Raw genomic sequence first — 22,423 nt, forward strand, 5'->3', positions numbered from 1 at the left:
CCGCTATGCCGGATTCCTGCGCTTCGCGCAGGAATTACACCCACCGAATTCCGCTAAAGCGGAATTCAACCACACTGCACAACTCTTGTCAATCCGCTTTGCGGATTGACTCCTTTTGGATTGCTGGCCAAACGGCCAGCAATCCAAAAGGGAACGTCGTTTAATTCAAACGAACCGGCATCATCAAGTGCCGATAGGTTCCGCTCTTCGGGTCGCTTTCTTCCGTGAACAGGACAGGCTTAAATTGCCTGCCTTCCGGGTTTTGAATCAGGTGAATTGTAATTGATTCACCTGCGAAGGCACTGAGTGTGTCTAGGAGGAATTCTGGGTTGAAAGCGTTGTTGTCCCTGCCCAGACTTTCGAGTGAGCCGTAGGCCCATGTCCCCGGGGCCTGCATTCCCTTGACCCTGTCTCGCTCTGCGGGATCCAGGAGGGGGGTGACCGTGATCCCGGTAGGCCCGTAGGTGAGGGTGCACGGAGTGTTCTGGTGTCCCTTCGCCCTCAGAATGCCGGCTGCCTTCTTCGTTGCCCGTGTGATCGCTTCGCGATCAACGGTGATGCCCGCGTGGTAGCTCTCGGGGAAGAGCTTCCGGTACTGCGGTAGGCCACTTTCGGTCGGGCCTCCGCTGATCTCGACGTCCCCGAACGTCAGGGTGAGGTAGTCCGCCATCCCGATGAGCACCTGGCCCTCGTAGTCGCGAAGCCGCTGCATGAGCTTCTGGAGGGTCTTTGCAGGGAACAGGGCCGACGCTCCGGGTTTGGCCGCGCTGCACTTCCCCACGTCCTGCGTGGCCACCTCTGCGACCGGGAAGCGGTAGCGATCGGTAGCCGCTGCGTGCAGTACCCCTTCCTCCACCCTCATCTCGACGCACTGGAGGATGGGCAGTGTGTCGTCTGTACCCGCGGCTGGAAGGACCCTCGCCAACTGACGGAAGAGCTCGCACGCGTCGACCGTCGCAACGTACGGGGCTGCCTCGCGTACGTGCGGATACTCCTCGCTCGGGTAGGCCTCAACCGGGACGGCGACGTCAGGCGTCATCACCACGGCTCCCTCAACTGTCACGGGAATGCGGGCGGCCGCCGCCTTCGTCTCTCCTGCTGCCGCTGCGGCCAGAACCTTTGTCAGTTCCTTGTGATTGAGCAGACTACTGCCGGAGTCAGCGGAAACATCCCCTTTCACGAACACCGACGTGGCGGTCTCGAAATTCGTCGCCTTGAGCCTTGCCCCACCCTCTGCCGCTTCAATCAGCACGCCTCGCATGACAGGGGTTCCGGAAGTGGGGCTCACTCCAAACTCAATGAGCCTCAGAGCTCGCGTCAATTCTGCGTGAGACGTAGAGAGCTTCAAGGGGCGAGTTTGCAGGTAAGTCATTTTTTCCCTTTCATGGTGGATGGGTTCCGGTCTGCTGAAAGGGCTGCCACTGCCCTTTCAGCATGAGAACAGTATAGGGCTTATGTCACTCATTTTGCAGCAAGAACCACCGTTTAGCCCAAGTTGATTTTCGGCCCTCAAGGCGGGTGGGGCGCGGCCCCGGCGGCTGCCGCGGACCGGTGGCGCGTAGCGCCCAAGTCCCTTGCGCAGCAAGGGACTTGCTTACCGGGCCGTGCGCAGAGCGCGCAGCGCTCGTCCGGTCGCGCAGCGACCGGTTGCGCAGTCGGGTGCGCAGCACCCGACCCCAGGCGGCTGCCGGGGCCGCGCCCCACCCGCCTTGAAAGACGGTCTAGATTCGCTGCTCCTCAGCGCCTTTTCATTCCCGCCACAGTGCATCCTGGCTTGACTTTGTGATGCAAGCCCTATACTGTTTTGCACTGTTGGCCGCTATGTTACATGCGACTCGTGCGATACCGGCGATAGCATGAACTCCACTGGCGGGCCCACACGGTGAACACCCGTCACAGAGGAGGGCAGGGATGCAGAGCACAGAGTCGGTCCCCACTGAGTCAGCAGAGCGCATGGCTGCCGGCCACTGGCGCGCACCGCGGCTCTCCAGGATCGAGTGGGTCTTCATGGCGTGCGTCGCACTGGGTGCACTCGCTGTCGGCGCACTCGGCCTCTACGCCTCGTTTGAGAACGTCACCGAGCACATGCGGGCCCGGGGGTTCGAGCACCCGGAGATCGTGCCCATCGCCGTCGACATCGCCATCCCGGTTTTCAGCATGAGCTACCTACTGCTCGTTCGGCTCAACATGGGACTCGGCTGGGTCCGGTGGCTCCCCTGGGTCCTGACCTACGTGACGATCCACCTCAACGTCACCAGCACCGACCAGCTCGATGCGCAGATCGCCCACGCCGCCCTTCCTGCCCTGTGGATTGCTTTCACCGAGGTCGTAGCGCACGGTTACCGCGTGTGGATCGGCAGGGCCAACGGCACTCGGACCGACCCCATCCCGCTGATCAACTGGGTTCTGTCCCCCTTCTCCACGGTGATGCTGTGGCGCCACATGAAGCTTTGGGAGGTCACCTCCTACAAGGAGGCTCTGGAGCTGCGGAAGCAGCGGCTGCGCACCCGCGCCGCCCTTACTCGCCTCTACGGACGCCGGTGGCGCCACACGGCCCCCATCGAGATGTGGTTCGAGTACCGCATCGGCGCCCTTACCTCCGCCCAGGTCTATGACGTCCACAGGCACGGCGACGACCCCGAACGGCTGCTCCGCACTCCGGACAGCACTCCCGACCTCGCCCCTGCCCCCATTCCTGCGCCCCGCGACACCAGCCGCGAGCTGGAGAACGCCGACGAAACCACCGCCCTCCCCCCGGGCTCCACGACCACGTCCGCCCACATCGAGGGCGACACCCCGTACACCGGCTCTGACGTCAGTCTCAGCACGGCAGCACCCGCCCAAGCTTCCGGCACCGAGCCCCTGAACATCGCTCCTCGACCCCAGGCAGTCGCGACCGCCCGCGCTGCCTCCCGCGTCTCCACCGTGGTCGGCATCGAGACGCGTAACGAGCGTGACGCACGGGAGCAGCAGGAGCGGCAGGACGTCGCCGACCGGCGGCAGGCCAATTACGACCGCGCCGTCGAGGTTGTCCTGGAACTCGTGGCTGTCGGGGAGTCTGTCAGCGGCCCCCGCATCGCAGAGGACGACCGCGTATCGGTCGGCACCCGCTCCGCTCAGCGGTACATCAAGAAGATGGTTGACGAGGGCATCATCAGCCTCGACGACGTCGAGTAGCAGTGTCCGATCATGCGGTAGGCCCGGCGCGGGGTGCGCCGGGCCTACCGCATGATCGGACAGAGATGCGGCGACCGCTCACTCTGCCCCGCAGGTGCCTCACTCGCTATCGCCTGCGCCACTCCTCGATGAACGCACGCAGCTCCGCTCGGTGCTGCTGCTCTTCCTCCAGGACCTGCGCGAGCACCCTCCGGTCCACATGCTCCGCAACCGCAGCGAGCAGCAGGCGGCGCAGCTCAACCGGATCCAGGCCCTCAACCTCCCACTGCACCGGGCATCCCGGGTCGTAGCCGTGACGGCGTGCCCAGGCTGGCCAGCGTGGGTCACGGGCCTTGCCCTCTGCTGCCACCAGGCCGTACGCCTCGACCTGCTCCGGCGTCAGCACCACCCGCTCCACGTACGCCCAGCAGTTGGTACGGGTCACCCAGTCTCGTTCGACGTCCTCGCCGGAACAGTCCCAGTCCCCTACGTACAGCAGGACTGCTGGCCGCGGATCGGCCGCCGTCCGCTCGCGCACCAACTGCGCATACGGCTCGCTCGCGAACCCCCGCACCACCAGGACCGGCACCCCTAGCCCCTCCAACCACCGTGCGAACAGCGCGCGCAGCGTGTCCTTCTCCGCGCACACGTACAACGCCACCGCCTGCCCGGCCGTCCGGTCCATCCGGAACACCTCCGGGAGCTCCGCCAGCATCGCCGCCGCGTCCGGCCACGCGGGCGGCACATGCACCGCCCGCGTCATGTCCACCAGCTCCGGCCCCCGCCCCGCACGCCGCGAAACCGCCAGGTGCGCCGACAGTTTCCGGTACGCCCACGCCTGATGCGGCACCGCACTCTCCGCCACCAGCCGGTAATACATCTGCCGCAACGTCACCGGCGTCCCGTACTCGGCCGCCACCACCCGCGCCCGTTCCACCACCCGCGCCCACACCAACGCCACACGGGTACACGTACCCGCCCCCCAACGCCCGCAGCTCCCCCGCGACGAACAGGCCTGCGAGGAACCGGTCCAGCACGCACCGTCTGAGTGATCACACCGCCCCGCACGTGCCCACTGTGCGACGCACCCCGATAGACGCGGTGACCCTGCCCGCTCAACCCCCGGGAGACGCACATGCCCGCCCCCACCCGTCCCGGCCGCCGCCGCTGGACCCCTGCCGTCCTGGCCACCAGCACCCTGCTCCTGGCTGCCCTCGCCCTCCCCACCGCCGACGCCGCACCCCAGCACCCGGCCGCCCGCACCGCCTGGCAGACAGCGGCAGCGGCCCCGCAGGACGCATCAGGCAAGACGCGGCACCAGACCCGCTGCGTACGCGGGCGCCTGGTCTGCCTCGCCGTGACCACCCACACCAAGCGCATCCAACACCCCACCCGGAACACCCGCGCCGTGTCCCGAGTCGACGTACGCCGCTACAAGGGCTTCACGCGCTCCAGGACCTACTACGTCCGGTGGGCCTACAAGCGCCCCGGCGGCAGCGTCCACACCAGCCGCTGGCAGCGCGCCACCAACTACAACGGCACCGCCGTCCACTGGTGGGACTACCAGGACGGCATCGACGTCCGCCGCGGCGGACGCGTCTGCGGACAGGTCAAGGGCCACAACACCAAGGCCTGCGTCACCCTGCGCTGAACCTCACCCCGCCCGGCGCATCTGCTCACGGCACGCGGCCACCACCGACGGACCCAGACCACTGCCCGACGCCCACGTACACACCACCCCAGGAGACACACCCCCGACCCTGGCGGACGATGAGGGGCGCCCACCCCGGGCACGGGGCACCGCCCGCTCCTGGTGCCGACGAGCGGACGGCCGCACAACCGGCCTCGGCGCCGGTCGCGGCGGCACTGCCCGGCCAGGACCAGGCGCAGCCTGAACCGGCCGCCGGGGCACAGCCACAGAGGGCCGCTCGGCGGGCGGCACCGGGACTGAACGAACCGGTGCCGCCGTCCGCTTGGGGCGGCTCGGCGCGGGCCCGGTACGCACCAGCTCATCCCTGCCCCGCGGCTGCACCGGACGTGGGGCAGGCGGAACCCTCGCCGACACCAGCGGCGACGACGAAGCGCGGCTCTTGGCAGGCGCAGCACGCTGCCGGACCTGCGACTCGGGAACCACCGTGCACCCGGCGAGCAGCACGGCGACCACGGCCAGGACCAGAACGAGGGGAGAGCGGTACATCGGCACACCGTGACGCAGCCCTGCCGTGACCTGGCAGTCAGCACGCCGCGAACCACCGCAACGAGTGACCGCGTGAGGCTCGGCCTGGTGCCGGCCAGGCCGAGCCTCACGCGCACCCAGATAGGAAGAGCCCAGGCCGTCCTGGACCAGTCCACCGGGCGCCAGGCCGCAGGCGGCCGGAGGCTGGTGGGGTGGAACACCCCATCCGCGTCGCGCTCGCCCGCGCCGTCCCCACTCTGCCCGTCGGCACGGGCTGGATGTACGAACCCAAATTCGACGGTCACAGAGTGATCCTGATCCGCGATGCGGAAACAGTACGGCTCCAAGGCCGCTCAGGGCAGATGGTCACCACCGCATGGATGGACCTCGCCGGAGCCGGGATGCACCTCGCACCCGGTGTGACACTGGACGGTGAGGCCGTCATCTGGCGCAACGGAAAACTCGACTTCGGCGCCGTACAGTCTCGCGCAGCCGCTGGCATCGCCCGCGCCCGCGAGCTCGCCCACATCCTCCCCGCCTCCTACGCCGCGTTCGACATCCTCACCCACCCCGCACACGGCGACATCCGAGGGCGGCCCTACCTTGAGCGGCGCGCCCTTCTCCTCCAGGTCCTGGAGCACGTCGGACCTCCCCTCCAACCCGTGCCTGCCACTGACGACATCGAGGTAGCACGCCTCTGGTACTCCGCACTCCAGGAACAGAACATCGAGGGCATCGTCGCCAAACCGGCGACTTCGGCCTACCGGTCTCAGGCGCGCGACTGGCTGAAGATCAGGCACGCCGACACCGTCGACTGTGACGTGATCGGATACACCGGCAGTCCCCGGCACCCGCGAGCACTGGCCGTGCTCTTGCCCGACGGCCGCCGTGTCCTTTCTCAGCGGCTACCGGCTGCTCTTGCTGCACAGGCCGCGGAACGTCTTCGTGACGCCGGACCCGGGCGACGCGCTCGCACCGACGATGGTGTCCCGTACCTCACGGCTCCCAGGGGCATCGTCATCGAGGCTCTTGCCGGGACTACCCGGCACGCCGTGGTCGCCGTCACCCGCTTCAGGTGACACGGTCCCGCACGCGAAAAAGGACTCCGGCCCTCTCGGGGCCGGAGTCCTCCTGATGGACCGGGCGAGGCTACTCCTTGCGGTACACCGTCGCATCGACACCAAGTTCACGAGTGTCGGCGCCTTCTTCGGTCCGGAAGGTGATCTCTACGATGTCTTCGCCGTCATCCGCCTCACCGAAGTGCAGGTCGAGGATCTCCACCGCCGCATCATCCGCGTCCTCATCCAGCACGATGTGGTCGCCCACCTCCAGGTCGTAGATGCCGACGGGTACCAGCACGCCGTCACCAATACCGAGTGGGGAGTCCGCAGGGCAGGTGTCGGGTGCCGTGGCCTGCTCCTCGGCATCCGCCGGCGCGGCCGGAAGTGCCATGGCAGCGGGCGGCCTCTCCACGATCTCCGTTCCCAGATGCCCGAGGAAGCCGAGCGGTTCTTCGCCGTCGGCATCCTGCCTCATGCGCCGTACGAGTTCCTGCCACACCGCAGCGTCGGCCTCCGTGCACACGTCTTCGTCAGTGGGGGTGAGCAGCCGGTAGACCTGTACCTGATCAGGACCGCGATCGGTGGTAGCCATGGCGCGCCCCTGCACGCTTGGCAGATCGCGGCCAACCCTGGCGTCGTCCCACATCATCATGGCCGCCTGCGCCGTGGTCCTGTCCAGGGAGATCCGCTTGCGCAGGGAGTCCCTAGCCAGACCTGTCAGGAATTCTGCGTCGGGCCGCTGGATCCCCACAACCAGATGGATTTCCGCTGTCCGGGCCAGCACGATCAGGTCATTCCAGTGCGAGAGGCACGGGTGCTCCTTGCGCTTGATTTTGTTGTCGCGTCTGCGCTCTTCGTCCCAGACCTCTTTGATCCTCGCTTTGAAGACGAAGAACTCGTCGAGGATCAGCAGAACCTTACCGTGCTGCCCCTTCCGGGTAGTACCCTTTTCAATTTCGCCGTAACGCCATTGCATTTCGTCCCGAGTCCGGGTGATGGCGGCGGCGATTTCTTCGACATCGGTGATGACACGTACACCTGGGATTCCGACGAAATCGAGGTATTCCGTCCTCTTGGGGTCGCACAGGATTACTGGGATACCCAGGAGCCGTGCGCCGACGACCAGGTTACGGATGAAAACGGTTTTACCGCTGCCTGTTGGTCCCACCACCAGGCAGTGCGGATTCTTGCTGCCGAGCTTCCACGCCTCGATCTGGTGCTGTTCCGTGACCGCGTACGGGATTTCGTACTTGCGCGGCTTGTGGAGTAGAGGGTAGGGGACGTTGGTGGGAAACTCCGGGCGCAATTGAAAGCGCACCCTGTCGTTTTCCAGGTCCCACAAATCGTTCCACTGGCCGGGCAATTTGCTGTCGAGCTGCATGATGACGCGCTGCCGGAACGCCAGCGACAGGTCCCGGCTCGTCGTGTCGTAGGTGACTTCGATCATGGTCGGGGTGTCGCCGTCGAACGCGACATCGGCCAGCTTGGCCGTGGTGCCCATGATCGAGCGGACGACATCTGTCGCCCGTGAGCGCAGGCGCGCACGCTCGGGGGTGTCGTCGGCGTGGGTCGCCGTGACGGGGGTGTCGCTGTCGACGATGTCGCTCGTGTCGGGCGACACGGCGACACGGCAGACGACACGGCGCCGCGGGGGCTGCCATGTCGCCTCGACGCTGCCACCGATCCGCTTGGCGACGATGTCGCGTACCTCTGCGCGTGCTGTCGCGTCGCGCTCGTTGAACGCAGGGGGGTAGGTGATGGTGATCTCCGTCGGGGTGCTGCCTTCCCTCCGGACGATCTTGATTCCCTTCGTCGTGAACTGCGGGCCGAACTTCGGCAGCAGAGCGGCGTGGAGCTCGCGCAGTGGCCGAGCTCGGCGGCTGTGCCACGCGGTCACGAGTGATCCGCCGACGGCCACCAGGACCGCCAGGGCGATACCGACGGGCAGCAGCAGGGGACGGTCGAGCAGTTGGGCAGCGGCGTAGCTGATCATGGCGAGACCCACGCCGTAGGAGACAGGAGCGATCACGGGTGAGCGCTCCTGCTCCTGTACGGCGGTGGTGCTGGGCTGTGCCACGGCATCCTCCGATCAGTGACGGGGGGTCACGGCGCGCCCCCCTCTTCGGGCTTGACAGTGCTGGTACGCTGAGGCTCTGAATCGCAGCTTCGCGAGAATCTAAGGACTCAGCGCCCAGTCACTTCCCGCCCTTCGCGGCGGGATTTTTCGTCACGCGTCTTCCTGCTCCCCCTGCTCTTCTCCAGCGCCTGCCTGCCTGGTGCGGAGGCGCGGCTGTACGGTCTCGTCGGCGTCGCGGCGCTTGCGCGCCCGGACCCGGGCACCCCGGACGGCTCCTGCGGGACTTGGCCCGGTGCGCAGCCTGTCAACCGCGGGGAAGGGCTTGCCGTTGTTGTAGGTCTTCTCCAGGTAGCTGACCCGCTCCTCGACCGCGGCGCGCACCAGCTCGCTCATGTTGTGGTAGCCGTCCTCCTGGAGCTGGGTGTAGTGCTGGGCCGACCGGAGCCGGCCGATGAGGCTGGGGGGCATGGTGAACGAGATCGGTTTCATCTCTTCTTCCGCCGCGTCCGCATCCTGTGTCGGCGTCGCCGGCGTCGCCGGTGTCGCCTTCGCCCGTCGCGGGGTGCGGGCCGGTGTCGCTGTCGCCTGAGGCGCCATGTCGCTGTCGCCTTCCGTTGTCGCTGTCGCTGCGACAGGCCTCCGGTTGTCGCCGGTGTCGCCTGTCGCCGCGACATCGAGGTCTGTCGCCTGTCGTCGTGTCGCCATGTCGCTGTCGCCCCTCACGGCGACATGTCGCCGGGGTTGTCGCTGCCCGGTGTCGCTGTCGCCTGTCGCCGGGGCCGGTGTCGCCTGTCGCCGCGTCGCTCCGCTGTCGCTGGTGTCGCCGTCCGGTGTCGCTGGTGTCGCCACGTCCGAGAGCGCGATATCGGCCGGGTCCAATTCGTGTCGCTGCTGGATGACTGCGGGGCGCGATCGTGTGCGGCCCCTCTTGTCGCCGTTCGGCTTTGGCATCAGACGTCCCCCGACTTCAGCGACTTTTCCAGGACCAGGTCATAGAACTTCTGGTAGATGTCAGAAATGCCTTTCAGTCCCGCACCGAATTCCCTGCACGGTGTGTGATAGCTCTCAATGGCTTCCGGAACGCGTGCCCGCCGGGGAACGGGAGGCGCGAGCAAATCCAGACCAAATGTTTCGCGCAGATTGCCGAGCACTCTTTCCGCATCAGCCGTATTTTCGTGTGCCGCGACGATATAGCCTGCGATCTTCAGTTCAGGGTTTCCTTTACGTGCAATTCTGGTGGCGGTATAGCGCATTTCTTCGGCACCCTGTGCGCCCCAGATGGTGGAACGTGCCGTGATAAAAAGCCATTCTGCGCCTAGCAATCCCGCTGCTGACAGCCTCCCGATGTCCCTGGGGAGATCGACCACGACATCATCCACTAGGTCATCTATTTCGCCCGAGATTCTGGCGCTGCGGAGAGCAGCGATTCCTTCGGCTGTCATATCCGCTTCCCGGTTGGCCAGGAAACGGTCCGCCGGTGCGACCCAGACGTTTTCCCACGCCGTTGGTTTCAGGGCGTCGCGCAGCGCGAGCGGGGGCGGCTGGCCCTCGGAGCGCGGAGCGAGGACGTCCTTGATCCCCGGAGTGCGGCTGTCCGGCTCCAGCACGGCCGTGGCGTTGCCCTGCGGGTCGAGGTCGATCACGCCTACCCGGCGCTGCCGGTCGCCCCGGGTGCGGCGCGTGGCGGCATAGGCCAACTCCAGAGCGGAGGTGGTGCACCCCGCGCCCCCCTTGCCCTTGCCCACAGCAATCCACATGTGTCATCCCGCTCTCTCCCCCGGTCACGTTCTCATCCCCCATGGAGTTACATGCGACACGATAGGGCTCAATCCCTGAGCTGCTAAGGCACGTTGACGACATGTGTTTTAGGGACTGCGCAGCGTCGCAGAAACCCCTATCGTGGAGACCTCCCCATGTCCCGCTAGTCACATGGGACTTGATGGGGTCACACCCACGACAGAGGAGCAACGCCCATGCGCAGGAACGCAACCCGCCCCCGGACCGGAGCACGCCCCCGCCGCTTCGGACAGATCCACCGCCGCCTGGCCGTCGTCGTCATGGCCGCCGCCGCCCTGGTACTGGGGCCGCAGTCCGCCCTGGCTCACGCCGCCGGAGGCGACGTGAAGGTCGACACCGGCGGAGTCGAGGAACTGCTCACCGACAACCTGATCCCCATCGGCATCCTGGTCGGTGGCCTTTTCATCGTGTTCGGCGCCCGCAAGCGCGACCTGCCCGCGGCTGCCACACAGGCCGGAATCGTGCTGCTCGGCATCGGCGTCGTCGGCCTCGCCTCCATCTCCACCGGCCTGGGCGAATCCCTGGTCGGCATGGTCACCTCCGGGGGCTGAACCATGGAGATGCGCACCGACGACGAGGTGTACTCGGTCGACAATGTCTTCCTGGGGCCGCCCCGCGTCACGCTGCCCTGGCGGGCCCGGTACCAGGCATACGGCGTCTTCGCCCTCCTGGCCGTCCTCATCCTGGCCGCCCTCAACCTGCTGGGCCTGCTGGCCTTCTGGCCAATCGCCTACGGCCTGCTCGCTGCCGTGGGTCTCACCCGCAAGATCACACCGCACATCACCCACGACACATCCGTGCGCTCTGTGATCACCACGCTCTTCCACGAGGTCCGCGCACCACGGTCACCGGCAACGGTCCGGCCAGTCGTCACCGAGATGAGTCTCCGCGACGTCCACCGCCGACCCACCTGCCCCTGACCGCGGCCTCCCCGCACCCCACCGCCTCCTGCCCAACACAAGAGGACACACCATGAAGAAGCGCACCAAGGATGCCGGGGACACCACACCCGGCACCCGCAAGGCCCCCGAACCCGTACGCCGCGACCGCAGCGGCCTGCGGCTGACCGGCATCGTCGGCAACCTCACGATTTCCCGCGGCGGCCAGGTGACCGCCTGGTACGTCGCCGCCCCGCAGCGCTGGTCATTCCTGAGCCGGTCCGACTGCAACAGTCTGATCTCCGGTCACGCGCAGCGCCTGGCCCAGCTCGTCGGACGCCGGATCCACATCCGCGTGACCCACCGCCCCTACCCGGTGGCCCGGTGGGCCGCTGCCCTGGACGGCTCCGCCCACGACCCGTTGCCCGGCTGGCGCGAGTACCTGGCAGAGGAGCAGCAGAAAGTGGCGCGCCTGCCGCTGGACGACAAGGTCTGCTACTACGGCGTCACCGTCGGGCGGATCACCACCACCGGCCTGCCGCTGCTGCGGAGCTCCGTCGACAAGCAGCTCGCCAAACTCCGCCGTGACATCGCCTCCATCGACAACGTCATGGCAGGCCCCGGGCTGGACGCCCACCCTGCCCAGGCCGGTGACATGGACTGGCTGATGACGCGGTCGCTCGGCCTGTGCCTGCCCGCGCCGCTGCACACCCGGCCGCAGCCCACCGACGTCTGGAACTCGAGCGACCTGCACGAGTGGACCGACGGCATCCAGTGGACGTCACCCTCGCCGTACTCCCCTCACGTCCTGGTCGCCGGCACCCGCAACGGCCGCAGGGTGGAGCGGCACGTCGCCGTACTCACCTTCGGCCGGATGAACCTGCCCCAGATCCCCGAGTCGACCTTCGGCCCCTGGCTCCAGCGCCTGGACCGACTGCGGTTCGACTACGAGCTGAGCGCCACCATCGACATCCGCGAGGACAACGAGGCAGGCAACGAAATCACGCGGCAGCTCGACCAGATCCGCCACCAGCACCACCACCACCGCGAGCACGGTGTCCAGCCCCCGGTGAGCCTGCAACGCCAGTCCAACTCCGGGCAGTACATCGAGGACGACATCAACCATGGTGCGACCGGGCTGTCCACCCGTACGCGCGGCTGGTACCGCATCGCGATTGCGGCGGCGGATCCCGAGAAGCTGGCCGATCGCGTGCAACTGGTCCGCGAGCTGTACCAGCCCAGCGTCCTGATCACCCACCCCAAAGCGCAGTACGCCCTGGCGCGCGAGTTCATCCCCTGCGAGCCGCTGAGCGGCGACGCCTACACCCGCCGCATGCCGGTACGCACCCTGGGTGGCTCCCTGCCCGCCGTCACCGCGGCCATTGGCGACCGCAGCGGCTTCAACCTCGGATTCACCAGTGGTGTCGCACGCCGCGCGGTCATGTGGCACCCGTGGGAGTCCATGGAGGTCCGCGAGGCCAACGGACTGACGGTGGTGCTGGGGACGCAGGGCAGCGGCAAAACGGTGCTGGGCGGAAACACGGTGTACCACACGGCCCGCATGGGAGTCCCGTGGATCCTCCTGGACCCCTCCGGCCCTCTGAAGCGGCTGTGCGAACTGCCCGAACTGCGCCCCTACAGCAGGGCCATCGACCTGATGGCCAGCGAGCCGGGCACTCTCAATCCCTACCGCCTGCTTCCCGAACCCGACCCGAGCCACTACGGTCCCGAGCTCTACCGGGGTGAGGAAGACCCGTCCGCGGCCGCCGACCGGGCATACCAGATGGACCGGCGGCGCACCGCGCGCACCCGCAACACCCTGGCCATGGACGTCCTCATGGCGATGTTGCCCAAAGCGATCGCGATGGCTCCCGAGACCAACCTGGTCATCACGCAGGCCCTGGAGCACGTTGACTCCTCGGTGCACGGCTCGCCCCGCGAGATCATCAGCGCTCTGCGCAAGCTCAACACCCGCCACCACGAACACGCCGTGGTCATCGCCGACCTGCTCCACAGCATCGCCGAGACCCCCCAGGGAATGCTGATCTTCCCCGAAGCCGACGGTGACGACAGCTACCTGACCCGCCACTGGCGCCTGGTCTGCTTCAACCTCCGGGGCCTGGCCCTGCCCTCCACCGACACCCGGCAGGAGGACTGGTCGGTGGAGGAACGGCTGGCGATGCCGCTGCTGCACCTGGCCGCCTGGTACGCGCAGTCGTGCATCTACACCCGCGACGTCGGCGAGAGGAAGGGTCTTCTCCTCGATGAGGCGCACTTCTTCCAGCGCGTCAGCTCCGGCCGCGAACTGCTGCGCAAAACCGGCCGCGACTCGCGCAAGCACAACGCGCGCGCCCTGCTGCTGTCGCAGGACGGCCAGGACGCGCAGATGGCGGGTATCGAGAACTGGATCGAGTCGGTCTTCGTCGGGCGCACCGTGGGCAGCGACGCGCAGCGCGCCGCCCTCAAGTTGCTCAACGTGCCCGAGGGCAGCGGGTATGAGGACATGCTCGCCGGACTGTCCCCGCACGCCCAGGGTGCGAACAGGCAGCAGGACCGGGAGTTCATTTTCCGCGACGGCACCGGCGCCGTGGAGCGCATCACGGTTCCCGTGCGCCACCGCCCCGCACTGCTCGACGCACTCGACTCCACCCCTGGCCGCAGGCACGCCCAGCAGGACGCCAACCCGTGGACGCAGGCAGTCGCCGAGGGCCTGGAGGCGCGGGTATGACTCTGTTCGCACGCCTGCGGCTGCGCACGGCCGGACGCCGCGCGGCACTGCTGGGTCTGCTGCTCATGCTGTGCGTGCCGCTGGTCGGCACTGCACGCGCCGTGCAGCCTCCCTCCACCGTCCCGGCCGCTGTGACGGCCCCCGCCGACGACCCTTGCGACCAGTTGCCCGCGGGCAGCCCCCAGCGCCACTACTGCGAGAAGGACGGCGACGACGGCGACAGCTCCGACGACGCCGTCAGGGAGGACGGCAAGGACGACACCGGCAGCGACGGACCGGCGGACACCAGCGCGCCTCCGGCCACTCCAGCCAAGGACGACGAAGACCCCTGCAAGGACGTCAAAGGCCCCGCGCACGACCAGTGCGTGCGGGGCGAGGCCGGAGGCGACTCCGACCCGCTGGACACCCTGACCGGCGACTGCAAGGCGGCCCCGGCCCCTGAGGCACCCGGCCGCGGGATCCTGGGCTGGATCGACTCAGGGCCCAAGCACGCGCCTGCCGCGCGTGACCCCAAGACGGCCGACGCCGACGCCTACCTCTACGAGCAGTACGGGTATGCCGGCCTGAAGTGGAACACCTACGACCTGGGATGCGGCGGCAGCGTCCGCGACCCCATGGCCGCCACCGACAACTGGCTCGCAAACCGGGTGTTCACCTGGTCCAAGTCCTGGACTGCGCTCACCGTGGTGCTGCGCCAGTACGCCACCAGCGACAAACTGTTCGGCTCCCTGGACCCCGTCGTCGAGCGCGCCACCCGGGCGGTACGCGACGCGGTGTACACGCCGTGGATCGGCGTATCACTGCTCCTGCTCGGCACCACGATCATCTTTCAGGCGCGGAAAAAGAATCTGCCCGACGTGGCCAGCCAGATCGCGTGGGCCCTGCTCGTCATGACCGTCGCCACCGGCGTGGCCAGCTACCCCGTCCAGGCCTCCAAGACAGCCGACGACGCGATCAACTCCACCATCGCCGCCATCGACCAGGCCTTCGCCAGCGTCGACCTCAACGGCTCCACGCCGCGCCCCTCGTCGCCCAACCTGACCCCCGTGGCCTACCCGGCCGCCGAACCCGACGCCCCCGGCTCCCGCTCCAACCCCTACAGCGAGCCCAGCGGCGACCGGGTCGCAGACCGCAACGCGCACGGCAACATGCTCGTGCATTCCGTCCTCTACCAGCAGTGGCTGCGCGGTGAACTCGGTGACGACGACAGCAAAGTTGCCCGGAAGTACGGTGTGCAACTCTTCGACGCCCAGGCCCTGACCTGGCGAGAGGACAGGCTGCCGGACAACGCACGCGGCAAGGTCATCAAGGCGAAAATGGAGCAGTTCCAGAAGATCGCCGGAAAGATCAAGGAAGAAGACCCGACCGCCTACAGCTACCTCACCGGCAAGGAAGGCGGACGCCTGGGCGCGGGCACCCTCTCCAACTTCCAGGCTCTGGCCAGCAACGCGTTCTCCATGGCTGCCGACCTGGTGATCGTCGGTGGCAAGATCACTCTCAAATTCCTGGTGATCCTCTTCCCCGCCATCGCGGTCATCGGCCTGCACCGCAAGACCTCAGGCGCCGTCAAAACGGCTTTCCACTCCGGGGTCGCTGGCGCCGTCAACATCCCGCTCTTCGCCGTGGGCGGGGCGATTGACGTCCTGGTCGTCCGGGAGATCAGCGACCCGCAGGTCGACCTCCCCGGATGGGCCAAGGTCGTACTGCTGCTCCTGGTCAGCTACGTGCTGTGGAAGATGCTGCGCCCGCTCACCCGGCTCTCCGGCATGCTCAATCCCAACCGCAACTACCTGGCCGACGCCGGTGACGCCTTCACCGCGCCGGGGCGGCTGGCAGGTAAGGCCGCCAAGAACTACCTGGGCTACCGTGCCCTGCGCAAGATCATGGCCAATCATCAGGGCACTACCTCCGACGAGGACCTGGACGACGAGGCGGCCACCGAGCCCCGCGGACGCCGTGCGCAGCGTGCAGACGACCACGACACCGACATCCCCGACCACGGGTACTGGGGTGCCGACGACTGGCCGTACTCCCGCAGCGGCGACCCCTCCGGACCCGACGACGGCAACAACGGCGGCAGCGGCGCTGTCCTTGCCCCTCTCGGCCAGGACGACGAGAGCGCGCACGGCAGCGCCGACCACGACAGCACCCTCCCCCCGGCAGACACCGTCGACGAACCCGTGCTCTACGACCCCGCACGCCCTGGCGCCACGGGATGGAGCGAGTCCAGCGACGTCATCACGCACCTCTCCAGGCCTGACCGGCCCTGGGAGGAACCTGCCCCCGCAAGTCCCGGCTTCTTCGACGACCAGCCCTCAACCAGGAGCGCCCCCGACTCCAGCACTGTCTCCGGGCCCGACCTGCCCGGGGCCGCCTACCACCCGCCCGGGGCCCCCACACCCATGACCGGGTCCGACCAGCGTCCGCGCCCCCCGCACCCGCGCCGCCACGCCTACGGCCCGGGCGCCTCCTCGCCGTACACGGCGCCGCCCATTCCCTACAGTCCTGAGCTGTCCGTGCCCGCCACCAGCGACGATGGACCCGTGCGTGGCGGTGCCCGGACCAGCGACAGCGACACATCCGGACTGAGCACGCCTCCTCTGCGGCCGCCAGAGGACGAACGCCCCTACCAGTCCGGCTCCGGCGACAGCCAGGGACAGGGACCGCGTGTCATTCCACCGACGCGTGATGACGACGGCGGCCTGGTCTACGTGGTGTACGACCCGGAGAGCGGCTACGGCCTGCGTGACGAGCGGGACGACGACCACGACGGCGGTGAGCGCTGATGGGTACACGTGATCTGCTGCGTTGGCCCCTGCACAGTCTGCGCCGCCTGCTTCTGACCCTCGCCGTGATCGCGGCAGCCGTGGTCGGGCTTGCCCTGCTGGTCAACTCCCCGAAAGGGGAGGGCGATCCGACTGCGACGTCTGAGGCGCGGCCCCCGGCAGCCAGCAGCGCACCGGCGCCACGCCCGTCCCCCTCCAGCACGCCCTCGCTGCCCACCGCCCGGGACTACGACCGTGCCATCGAAACGGCGCGGGCTTTCGTGACGGCCTGGGCGAGCCATCCCACAGGGTGGAGGACCTGGTACGCAGGCGCGGCCCGGCACACCACCGACCGGCTGGCCGCGAAGCTGGCCAGCGTCGACCCCGGCAACGTCGCGGCCACGAAGGTGTCCGGTCGGCTCCGGCTGACCGACACCGGCGCCTCCGGCCGTACAGAGGTGGCAGTGCCCACCGACGAGGGCACCGTTTCCGTGACGCTCCTCGAGGACGGTGCCGGCCGGTGGCGCGTCGACGACGTGCAGCCCGGTGCCCAGGCGGTGAACTGATGGGCAAAAAGGTCTGGGCGGCACTCGGCACGGCCGCGGCCGGGGTTGTGGCCGTGCCCTACCTGATCGCAGGAATGCTGACCGCACCCGTCGAGAATCTGGATCTACGCAACGTCGCCTGCGCACTCGTCGACATGAAGCTCGGAGGCAACGGACTGGCTCTCAGCTCCGCGCAGCAGGCCAGTGCCTCCACCATCATCAGCGTCGGGACGCAGATGCGGGTGCCGGTGCGCGGCCAGGTCGTCGCCGTGGCCACCGCCATGCAGGAGTCGGGGCTGCTCAATCGCGATCACGGCCATGCGGACAGTGTGGGCCTGTTCCAGCAAAGGCCGTCGATGGGCTGGGGATCCCGCGAACAGATCATGGATCCGGCCTACAGCTCCCGCACGTTCTACCGGCGTCTTCTGAAGGTCCGCGGTTGGCAGGACATGTCGATCAACGATGCCGCACAGGCGGTGCAGCGTTCGGGGTTCCCGACCGCCTACGCGAAGCATGAGCCCCGCGCCGTCCAGGTCGTGGCATCCGCGTCGGGCTCCAGTGGGATACAGCAGATCAACGCGAACAGCGGTTGCACGCCGTTGAGTTCGCCCGCCTCGTACGACACCAAGGGGTACGTGTCTCACGCGTTGCGGCAGGTGGGCAAACCGTACGTATGGGGCGGCACCGGCCCACACGGGTTCGACTGCTCCGGACTGATCGTCTACGCCTGGCGTCAGATGGGCTACCAGCTCAAGGTCCGCACCAGTCAGCAGATGTACTCCGTTTCTGCCCCCGTCCGCAGCGGCGAGGAACGCAGCGGCGACCTTATTTTCACCCAACTTCAGGACGGCGGTCCCGCGCACGTGATGATCGTTGTCCGTCCGGGCCTCGCCGTCGAAGCACCCCGCACCGGTCTGGACGTGCGGGTGCGCAAATACAACGCCGCCACGGAGAACATGCGGTTCGGGCGTCTGCCCGACAGCCAGATGACCGCCCTGTCCGCCAAGGCCTGATCGACCCGCCCCCGGGGGCCGGAGAGAATCCGGCCCCCTCGCACCCTTTTGATTTTATGAACTAGGCACCGAAACACTCGTTCCGGTCATTGACAAGTGTTAAGCGACTGAACACTATGGATGGTGCGAGGCCGGACCCCCGGCCCTGCACAGCACGAGGGGCGCGACTCCGCTACCAACGATCGCCGCGCCCCTCACCTCGCAAGGAGGCCACCCCATTGTCCATGACCACCAACACCATCGACCCCCAACTGGCCTACGACGCATCACGGATCTGCGCCGAACTCGCCGTCGACACCGACGAGCCGGGTGTAATCCGTGTAGCTGCTGAAATCGTGCCCAAGCTCGCTGACCAGGTGCGGCGACGCTGCGCCGCACCCGGCACCGAGGACGATGACCTGCTCGCCGTGGTGCGCAGCGTGGGGGTTCTCTTCGAGAGGACCAACTGACCAATGACGGACACCTCGCGCAGCTTTGACGCACACGCCGTCCTGACCGCAGGCGGACTGTGGCAGGCGTACGTCGAGAACCTGCCCGAGGTACAAGACACCCACCGATCCCTCTCCCAACTCCACACCCGGCTCCGGAAACTGATCAGTGAGCACGAGGGCCTCCCCTTGGAGGACATCGTGCTGACCATCTCTCCGCGCACCGGAGACCCTCAGCTCGACGGCGAGCTGGTCGCAGCGCGGGAGCTGCGCCGCGAGGCCGAGCGCCTCGCGGCGCAGGCCCGCACCGCGGCTGTGCCCCTGGCCCGGCGCCTCACCAGCCTGGGCGTGTCCGTCCGCGACGCCGGCACTCTGCTCGCCGTCAGCGGAGCAACCGTCTCGGCACTGCTCAAGACCGACTGAGAACCACCGGCCCACACGGGACACACCCCGCCCGACTCACCACCGGGCGGCCCGCACCGGCCACGACCGACCGCACACCCTGCCCAACACCAGGGAGACAACTCATGTTCGACCCCATGCACCCCAATCCGCCTGAGTGGGCCCGCACCATCGCCAGCGGCCTGCACGCACTCAAGGCAGGCGCAGGCCGCTCCCGTGCCGCCTGGGAGCAGACACACGCTGCCAGCGACGCTCTCCAGGCCGACGCCGACGCCTGCAACCCCGATACCGGCACTGTGCCGAACACCGCCCTGCACGCCGTGACCGTCCTCCAGGACGGCACCGTGGCCCGGCACCCCTACAGCGAGACCCTGGCAGGCATCGCCGTCGCCTACCTGGGCCTGGAGGGTGCGCTGACCCACGTCTGGCACCGGGCAGCCCGGTCCTACGCCTACGCCACCACCTGCCTACTGGCCGACCTCACGGCCTACGGGGACGACGCCCCCAAGGCGGGCATCCGGCTCACAGCAAGCACCGTTCTCGCCGTACCCAGCCCTATCGGCGACGATCACGAACTGCACGACGCGCACCGGGCCGCGCACGTCGCGCAACAGCCGCTGATGCCCATCAACCCATTCCCCGGCCCGGACCTGTGGGCGTACAGCGCCCAGGCATGGCACGACCTCGCCGACCTCACTGAGCGGCGTATCTGGTGCCGTCTCACGGAGTCGGCCCCCGCCGCTCCGGCGGGGCGGTGACCACCGTGACAATCCCTGCGTACTCCGAGGTCGACGCCGAGTACCACCGCGCCAGCCAGATCGGTGCCGCCCGCGCAGTCGAGCGCCTCCTGCGGCTCCCTCACCTGCCCCCCGTCCAGTCCTGGACGATCGAGCAAGAGTCGGGCACCGTGCGCGGACACCTCGCGCTCCCTGAGTGGTCCCGCAGCGCCGCCGTGGCAGCGGTACGCGGTGTGCACCGCGCTTTTGGCGGCACGGTCCGCCTCCGCCGCGGCCCCTACGGTGCACGGGAGCTGGGCGCACGGTTCGACTGCCACCTGTGGCCCGTCGAATTGTGGATCCACACCGCAAAACCCGACCCCCTCTCGGCAGAGCGCGAACTGCGCGAGCTGCGCCAACAGCTCGCCCGCACGGACAAGTACCTCGCCGCGCTCGGCTGGTTCAACGACGGCGAGGCCACCATGCGCCGTCACACCGCGAGCGGCTGGTGGGAATTGGCCAGCGGCTACACCGGTTCACCTGGCGAATGGCTGCTCTTCGGCCCGGACGGCTGCCCCTTCGGCGCCTTCATGTCCGCGCGCAGCAAGCTCAAAGCGCGTGCGAACGCCGACGCCTACATCAGCGAACGCGAATCGAACCAGGCCTAGGCCTCTCCTCACGGCTCTCTGCCGTGGGCGCCCCGTGCGCCCACGGCAGGGCCTGTGACCTCTGACCCCCGGCCGGGCCGCGTCTGCCCAACACACTCCGGCCCGGCCGGGTCCACACCCATCCCACTTCAGGGAGGACCCGCCGTGATCACCACATCCCGGCCCCGCACCACCGACCTATCCCGCTCGCTCGCCGTAAGCACGCTCCCCCTCACCCCTACTCCCACCCTCGCCCGCGCTGCTGACGCAGTCGCCGAGGAACTGCTGGGCGGCGCCGCCCAAATGCTGCGCACGCTCGCCTGGGAGGCCGGCAGGTACCCCGAGCTCGCGCTCGACCGGCGCACCACTGCCTCCAACGTGGTCGACGAGCTCGGCCACACCGCATTGCAGCACGCCGTCGACAACGTGCTGCACGAGGCCCGCGCCCTGACCATCCGCCAGCCGTGGACTGACGCCATCCTGCACATGGGCAAGCGAGTAGTGAACCGAGCGCGCCCCACCGGCTACCGCGGCCTGGTGCTCCTGCACGCGGCACGGGACGCCGACGAGCACCTGGTCGAGCAGATCCGCAAAATCGGATCAGACCTGCGGCTGCGCCGTCAGGCCATCGTCGGCAGCGCCCGTCTGGCCGACTGCCACCACGCCACCCTCGACGAGCACGGCACCGTGTGCTGCGAGCCCTGGGGCGAGCACGCAGAGCACGACCACGACCGCTGGCACTGGCAGCTCGCCAACGTTCGCGCGCACACACGACCGGTGCTCTGCTCGGGAGCTCCCGAGCTGTGGCGCCCCGCCCAGTCCGTCCTCGACAGCGTCATCAGGCACCCCGGGGAGGTCACGTGACCCCGCCCTCCCCCACCGAACGGGGCGCAGCGGGCGCCTCCGCACAGGCGCGCGCCGACGAGCTGCGCCGCGAGGAACGCCGATTCCAGCACCGTCGCGCCGCACGCTGGATGCTGCCCGCCCTGCTCGCCTGGTGGATCACCGCCCAGTTCTCCGCCATCTTCTTCCCCGGCCTGAGTGCGTACCTCTTCGCCACAGCCGTGCCCTACTTCCTCCTGCGCCGCTTCTACACCACCAGTCCGGAGGTAGCCCGGTGGCAGAGGGGCGCCCGGGGCGAGCAGCGCACCGCCCGGATTCTCCGGCCGCTCACACGGCGTGCCGGGTGGGTCGTGCTCCACGACCGGGCCCTGCCCGGCACCAGGGCCAACCTCGACCATTTGGCCCTGGTGCCCGACGGCCGCGGAGCCGTCTACATCGACACCAAGACGACCCGCGGCGGGGGTGTGGTCGCGCTGCGCGGCGACGTCCTGCACATCGGCAAGACCGCCTACCGCGACGCCGTCAAGACCGTGCGGTTCGAAGCGGCGCAGGCCTCCAAGGTCTTGGGCGTGCCTGTGCATCCCGTCATCGCGGTGCACGGCGCCACGGTCCCCCACGGGCGGATCCGGCACACCGACCTGCTGGTCGTCTCCGCCCGCTCCCTGCGGGCCGCCCTGGCGAGCATCCCCCACAACCGTGACCCCGACGCCGTGCGGGCCCTGGCCACAAAGGCCGCCACCGACCTCCCCCCGTACACCCAGCGCTAGGAACCCCAGCCGTGCCCAACACAACCACCCCCGCGTCATTCCTCGTCGCCCGGCGCGACGCCAATGCGGACCTGCGCGACGCATCTGAACTGCTCACCGGCATCACCCAGCTCGTCAACCAGGGCCTGCCCGGACACTCCCTCACCCATCTCGCCGACGTCCTGGAGCAGCTAGAGCAGTTGCTCGCCGCGTGCGGCAAGCAACTGTCCGCCGAGGAGCCGGTGGCCGCCGACTACTACGACCTGGCCGCCGCCGTGATGCGCAACGTCCAGCAGCTCCTGAGCCGCTGACCGGCAGCCGTGGGGGGGGGGGGGGGGCCCCCCCCCCCCCCCCCCCCCCCCCCCCCCCCCCCCCCCCCCCCCCCCCCCCCCCCCCCCGCCCGCGCCCCCCCCCCCCCCCCCCCCACCCCCCCCCCCCCCCCCCG

22 protein-coding genes are annotated in these 22,423 nt (G+C 68.5%); 17 read left to right on the forward strand and 5 right to left on the reverse strand.

From position 1 onward, the window contains the following. Positions 1-160: 160 nt before the first annotated feature. Positions 161-1,252 carry a hypothetical protein gene (locus ACH4DX_RS34390; RefSeq protein ID WP_398157981.1) on the reverse strand — a complete coding sequence of 364 codons (1,092 nt, stop codon included), beginning with the start codon at positions 1,250-1,252 and terminating at the stop codon, positions 161-163. 659 nt (positions 1,253-1,911) lie between these two features. Here ACH4DX_RS34390 and ACH4DX_RS34395 point away from each other — a divergent pair. Further along, positions 1,912-3,177: a DUF2637 domain-containing protein gene (locus tag ACH4DX_RS34395; protein WP_398157982.1), complete on the forward strand. Its 1,266-nt coding sequence runs from the start codon at positions 1,912-1,914 to the stop codon at positions 3,175-3,177. A 106-nt stretch (positions 3,178-3,283) separates the two neighbouring features. Here the strand turns inward: ACH4DX_RS34395 and ACH4DX_RS34400 are convergent, their stop codons facing one another. Further along, on the reverse strand, positions 3,284-4,075 hold the full coding sequence (locus ACH4DX_RS34400) for a hypothetical protein (protein WP_398157983.1): 792 nt from the start codon (positions 4,073-4,075) through the stop codon (positions 3,284-3,286). 216 nt (positions 4,076-4,291) lie between these two features. On the opposite strand from ACH4DX_RS34400, the gene ACH4DX_RS34405 reads away from it, so the two are divergent. Further along, positions 4,292-4,807 carry a hypothetical protein gene (locus ACH4DX_RS34405; RefSeq protein WP_398157984.1) on the forward strand — a complete coding sequence of 172 codons (516 nt, stop codon included), beginning with the start codon at positions 4,292-4,294 and terminating at the stop codon, positions 4,805-4,807. Positions 4,808-5,544: 737 nt separating this feature from the next. Further along, entirely contained in the window at positions 5,545-6,411 is an 867-nt protein-coding gene (locus ACH4DX_RS34410) for an ATP-dependent DNA ligase (protein ID WP_398157985.1), read from the forward strand. A 70-nt stretch (positions 6,412-6,481) separates the two neighbouring features. On the opposite strand, the gene ACH4DX_RS34415 is transcribed toward ACH4DX_RS34410, so the two are convergent. Both ACH4DX_RS34415 and ACH4DX_RS34420 read right to left on the reverse strand, forming a co-directional pair. Next, complete coding sequence (locus ACH4DX_RS34415; RefSeq protein WP_398157986.1) at positions 6,482-8,470, reverse strand: FtsK/SpoIIIE domain-containing protein; 1,989 nt, start codon at positions 8,468-8,470, stop codon at positions 6,482-6,484. Positions 8,471-8,620: 150 nt separating this feature from the next. Beyond that, a complete protein-coding gene (locus tag ACH4DX_RS34420) occupies positions 8,621-8,938 on the reverse strand; it encodes a hypothetical protein (protein ID WP_398157987.1) in 318 nt (105 codons plus the stop codon). On the opposite strand from ACH4DX_RS34420, the gene ACH4DX_RS34425 reads away from it, so the two are divergent. Further along, positions 8,937-9,059 carry a hypothetical protein gene (locus ACH4DX_RS34425; protein WP_398157988.1) on the forward strand — a complete coding sequence of 41 codons (123 nt, stop codon included), beginning with the start codon at positions 8,937-8,939 and terminating at the stop codon, positions 9,057-9,059. The genes ACH4DX_RS34420 and ACH4DX_RS34425 overlap by 2 nt on opposite strands. A 361-nt stretch (positions 9,060-9,420) precedes the next feature. Here the strand turns inward: ACH4DX_RS34425 and ACH4DX_RS34430 are convergent, their stop codons facing one another. Then, positions 9,421-10,215 (reverse strand): ParA family protein, encoded by a 795-nt coding sequence (locus ACH4DX_RS34430; protein ID WP_398157989.1) that lies wholly within the window; start codon positions 10,213-10,215, stop codon positions 9,421-9,423. 228 nt (positions 10,216-10,443) lie between these two features. Between ACH4DX_RS34430 and ACH4DX_RS34435 the strand changes: the two genes are divergently transcribed. From ACH4DX_RS34435 to ACH4DX_RS34495, 13 genes are all read left to right on the forward strand, one after another. Next, positions 10,444-10,818, forward strand: a complete 375-nt coding sequence (locus tag ACH4DX_RS34435) for a hypothetical protein (RefSeq protein WP_398157990.1) — start codon at positions 10,444-10,446, stop codon at positions 10,816-10,818. Between the two features lie 3 nt (positions 10,819-10,821). Then, positions 10,822-11,187, forward strand: a complete 366-nt coding sequence (locus ACH4DX_RS34440; protein ID WP_398157991.1) for a hypothetical protein — start codon at positions 10,822-10,824, stop codon at positions 11,185-11,187. 52 nt (positions 11,188-11,239) lie between these two features. Continuing rightward, complete coding sequence (locus tag ACH4DX_RS34445; protein WP_398157992.1) at positions 11,240-13,873, forward strand: ATP-binding protein; 2,634 nt, start codon at positions 11,240-11,242, stop codon at positions 13,871-13,873. Beyond that, complete coding sequence (locus ACH4DX_RS34450) at positions 13,870-16,659, forward strand: hypothetical protein (protein ID WP_398157993.1); 2,790 nt, start codon at positions 13,870-13,872, stop codon at positions 16,657-16,659. The genes ACH4DX_RS34445 and ACH4DX_RS34450 overlap by 4 nt, the downstream gene beginning before the upstream one ends. Continuing rightward, positions 16,659-17,204, forward strand: a complete 546-nt coding sequence (locus ACH4DX_RS34455; RefSeq protein WP_398157994.1) for a hypothetical protein — start codon at positions 16,659-16,661, stop codon at positions 17,202-17,204. Before ACH4DX_RS34450 ends, ACH4DX_RS34455 begins: the two co-directional genes overlap by 1 nt. Continuing rightward, positions 17,204-18,196, forward strand: a complete 993-nt coding sequence (locus ACH4DX_RS34460; protein WP_398157995.1) for a C40 family peptidase — start codon at positions 17,204-17,206, stop codon at positions 18,194-18,196. Before ACH4DX_RS34455 ends, ACH4DX_RS34460 begins: the two co-directional genes overlap by 1 nt. A gap of 224 nt (positions 18,197-18,420) precedes the next feature. Continuing rightward, positions 18,421-18,645: a hypothetical protein gene (locus tag ACH4DX_RS34465; RefSeq protein WP_398157996.1), complete on the forward strand. Its 225-nt coding sequence runs from the start codon at positions 18,421-18,423 to the stop codon at positions 18,643-18,645. A 3-nt stretch (positions 18,646-18,648) separates the two neighbouring features. Next, a complete protein-coding gene (locus ACH4DX_RS34470; protein WP_398157997.1) occupies positions 18,649-19,047 on the forward strand; it encodes a hypothetical protein in 399 nt (132 codons plus the stop codon). 104 nt (positions 19,048-19,151) lie between these two features. Beyond that, the gene (locus tag ACH4DX_RS34475) at positions 19,152-19,784 is read left to right on the forward strand and encodes a hypothetical protein (protein WP_398157998.1); all 633 of its coding nucleotides are present in this window, start codon (positions 19,152-19,154) and stop codon (positions 19,782-19,784) included. A gap of 5 nt (positions 19,785-19,789) precedes the next feature. Continuing rightward, the gene (locus ACH4DX_RS34480; RefSeq protein WP_398157999.1) at positions 19,790-20,410 is read left to right on the forward strand and encodes a hypothetical protein; all 621 of its coding nucleotides are present in this window, start codon (positions 19,790-19,792) and stop codon (positions 20,408-20,410) included. Positions 20,411-20,554: 144 nt separating this feature from the next. Beyond that, on the forward strand, positions 20,555-21,253 hold the full coding sequence (locus ACH4DX_RS34485) for a hypothetical protein (RefSeq protein WP_398158000.1): 699 nt from the start codon (positions 20,555-20,557) through the stop codon (positions 21,251-21,253). Further along, on the forward strand, positions 21,250-21,999 hold the full coding sequence (locus tag ACH4DX_RS34490; protein ID WP_398158001.1) for a nuclease-related domain-containing protein: 750 nt from the start codon (positions 21,250-21,252) through the stop codon (positions 21,997-21,999). The genes ACH4DX_RS34485 and ACH4DX_RS34490 overlap by 4 nt, the downstream gene beginning before the upstream one ends. An 11-nt stretch (positions 22,000-22,010) precedes the next feature. Next, the gene (locus ACH4DX_RS34495) at positions 22,011-22,289 is read left to right on the forward strand and encodes a hypothetical protein (RefSeq protein WP_398158002.1); all 279 of its coding nucleotides are present in this window, start codon (positions 22,011-22,013) and stop codon (positions 22,287-22,289) included. The last annotated feature ends 134 nt before the right edge of the window (positions 22,290-22,423 follow it).

The sequence above is a fragment of the Streptomyces sp. NPDC017940 genome (assembly GCF_044328435.1).
Taxonomy (GTDB): Bacteria; Actinomycetota; Actinomycetes; order Streptomycetales; family Streptomycetaceae; genus Streptomyces.

Excerpts from the sequence above, each read along its gene's own strand:
- ACH4DX_RS34405 (WP_398157984.1), top strand. The coding sequence starts at position 4,292 with ATGCCCGCCCCCACCCGTCCCGGCCGCCGCCGCTGGACCCCTGCCGTC.
- ACH4DX_RS34425 (WP_398157988.1), top strand. The coding sequence starts at position 8,937 with ATGGTGAACGAGATCGGTTTCATCTCTTCTTCCGCCGCGTCCGCATCC.
- ACH4DX_RS34455 (WP_398157994.1), top strand. The coding sequence starts at position 16,659 with ATGGGTACACGTGATCTGCTGCGTTGGCCCCTGCACAGTCTGCGCCGC.
- ACH4DX_RS34470 (WP_398157997.1), top strand. The coding sequence starts at position 18,649 with ATGACGGACACCTCGCGCAGCTTTGACGCACACGCCGTCCTGACCGCA.
- ACH4DX_RS34440 (WP_398157991.1), top strand. The coding sequence starts at position 10,822 with ATGGAGATGCGCACCGACGACGAGGTGTACTCGGTCGACAATGTCTTC.
- ACH4DX_RS34420 (WP_398157987.1), bottom strand. The coding sequence starts at position 8,938 with ATGCCCCCCAGCCTCATCGGCCGGCTCCGGTCGGCCCAGCACTACACC.
- ACH4DX_RS34460 (WP_398157995.1), top strand. The coding sequence starts at position 17,204 with ATGGGCAAAAAGGTCTGGGCGGCACTCGGCACGGCCGCGGCCGGGGTT.
- ACH4DX_RS34475 (WP_398157998.1), top strand. The coding sequence starts at position 19,152 with ATGTTCGACCCCATGCACCCCAATCCGCCTGAGTGGGCCCGCACCATC.
- ACH4DX_RS34445 (WP_398157992.1), top strand. The coding sequence starts at position 11,240 with ATGAAGAAGCGCACCAAGGATGCCGGGGACACCACACCCGGCACCCGC.
- ACH4DX_RS34465 (WP_398157996.1), top strand. The coding sequence starts at position 18,421 with ATGACCACCAACACCATCGACCCCCAACTGGCCTACGACGCATCACGG.
- ACH4DX_RS34435 (WP_398157990.1), top strand. The coding sequence starts at position 10,444 with ATGCGCAGGAACGCAACCCGCCCCCGGACCGGAGCACGCCCCCGCCGC.
- ACH4DX_RS34395 (WP_398157982.1), top strand. The coding sequence starts at position 1,912 with ATGCAGAGCACAGAGTCGGTCCCCACTGAGTCAGCAGAGCGCATGGCT.
- ACH4DX_RS34450 (WP_398157993.1), top strand. The coding sequence starts at position 13,870 with ATGACTCTGTTCGCACGCCTGCGGCTGCGCACGGCCGGACGCCGCGCG.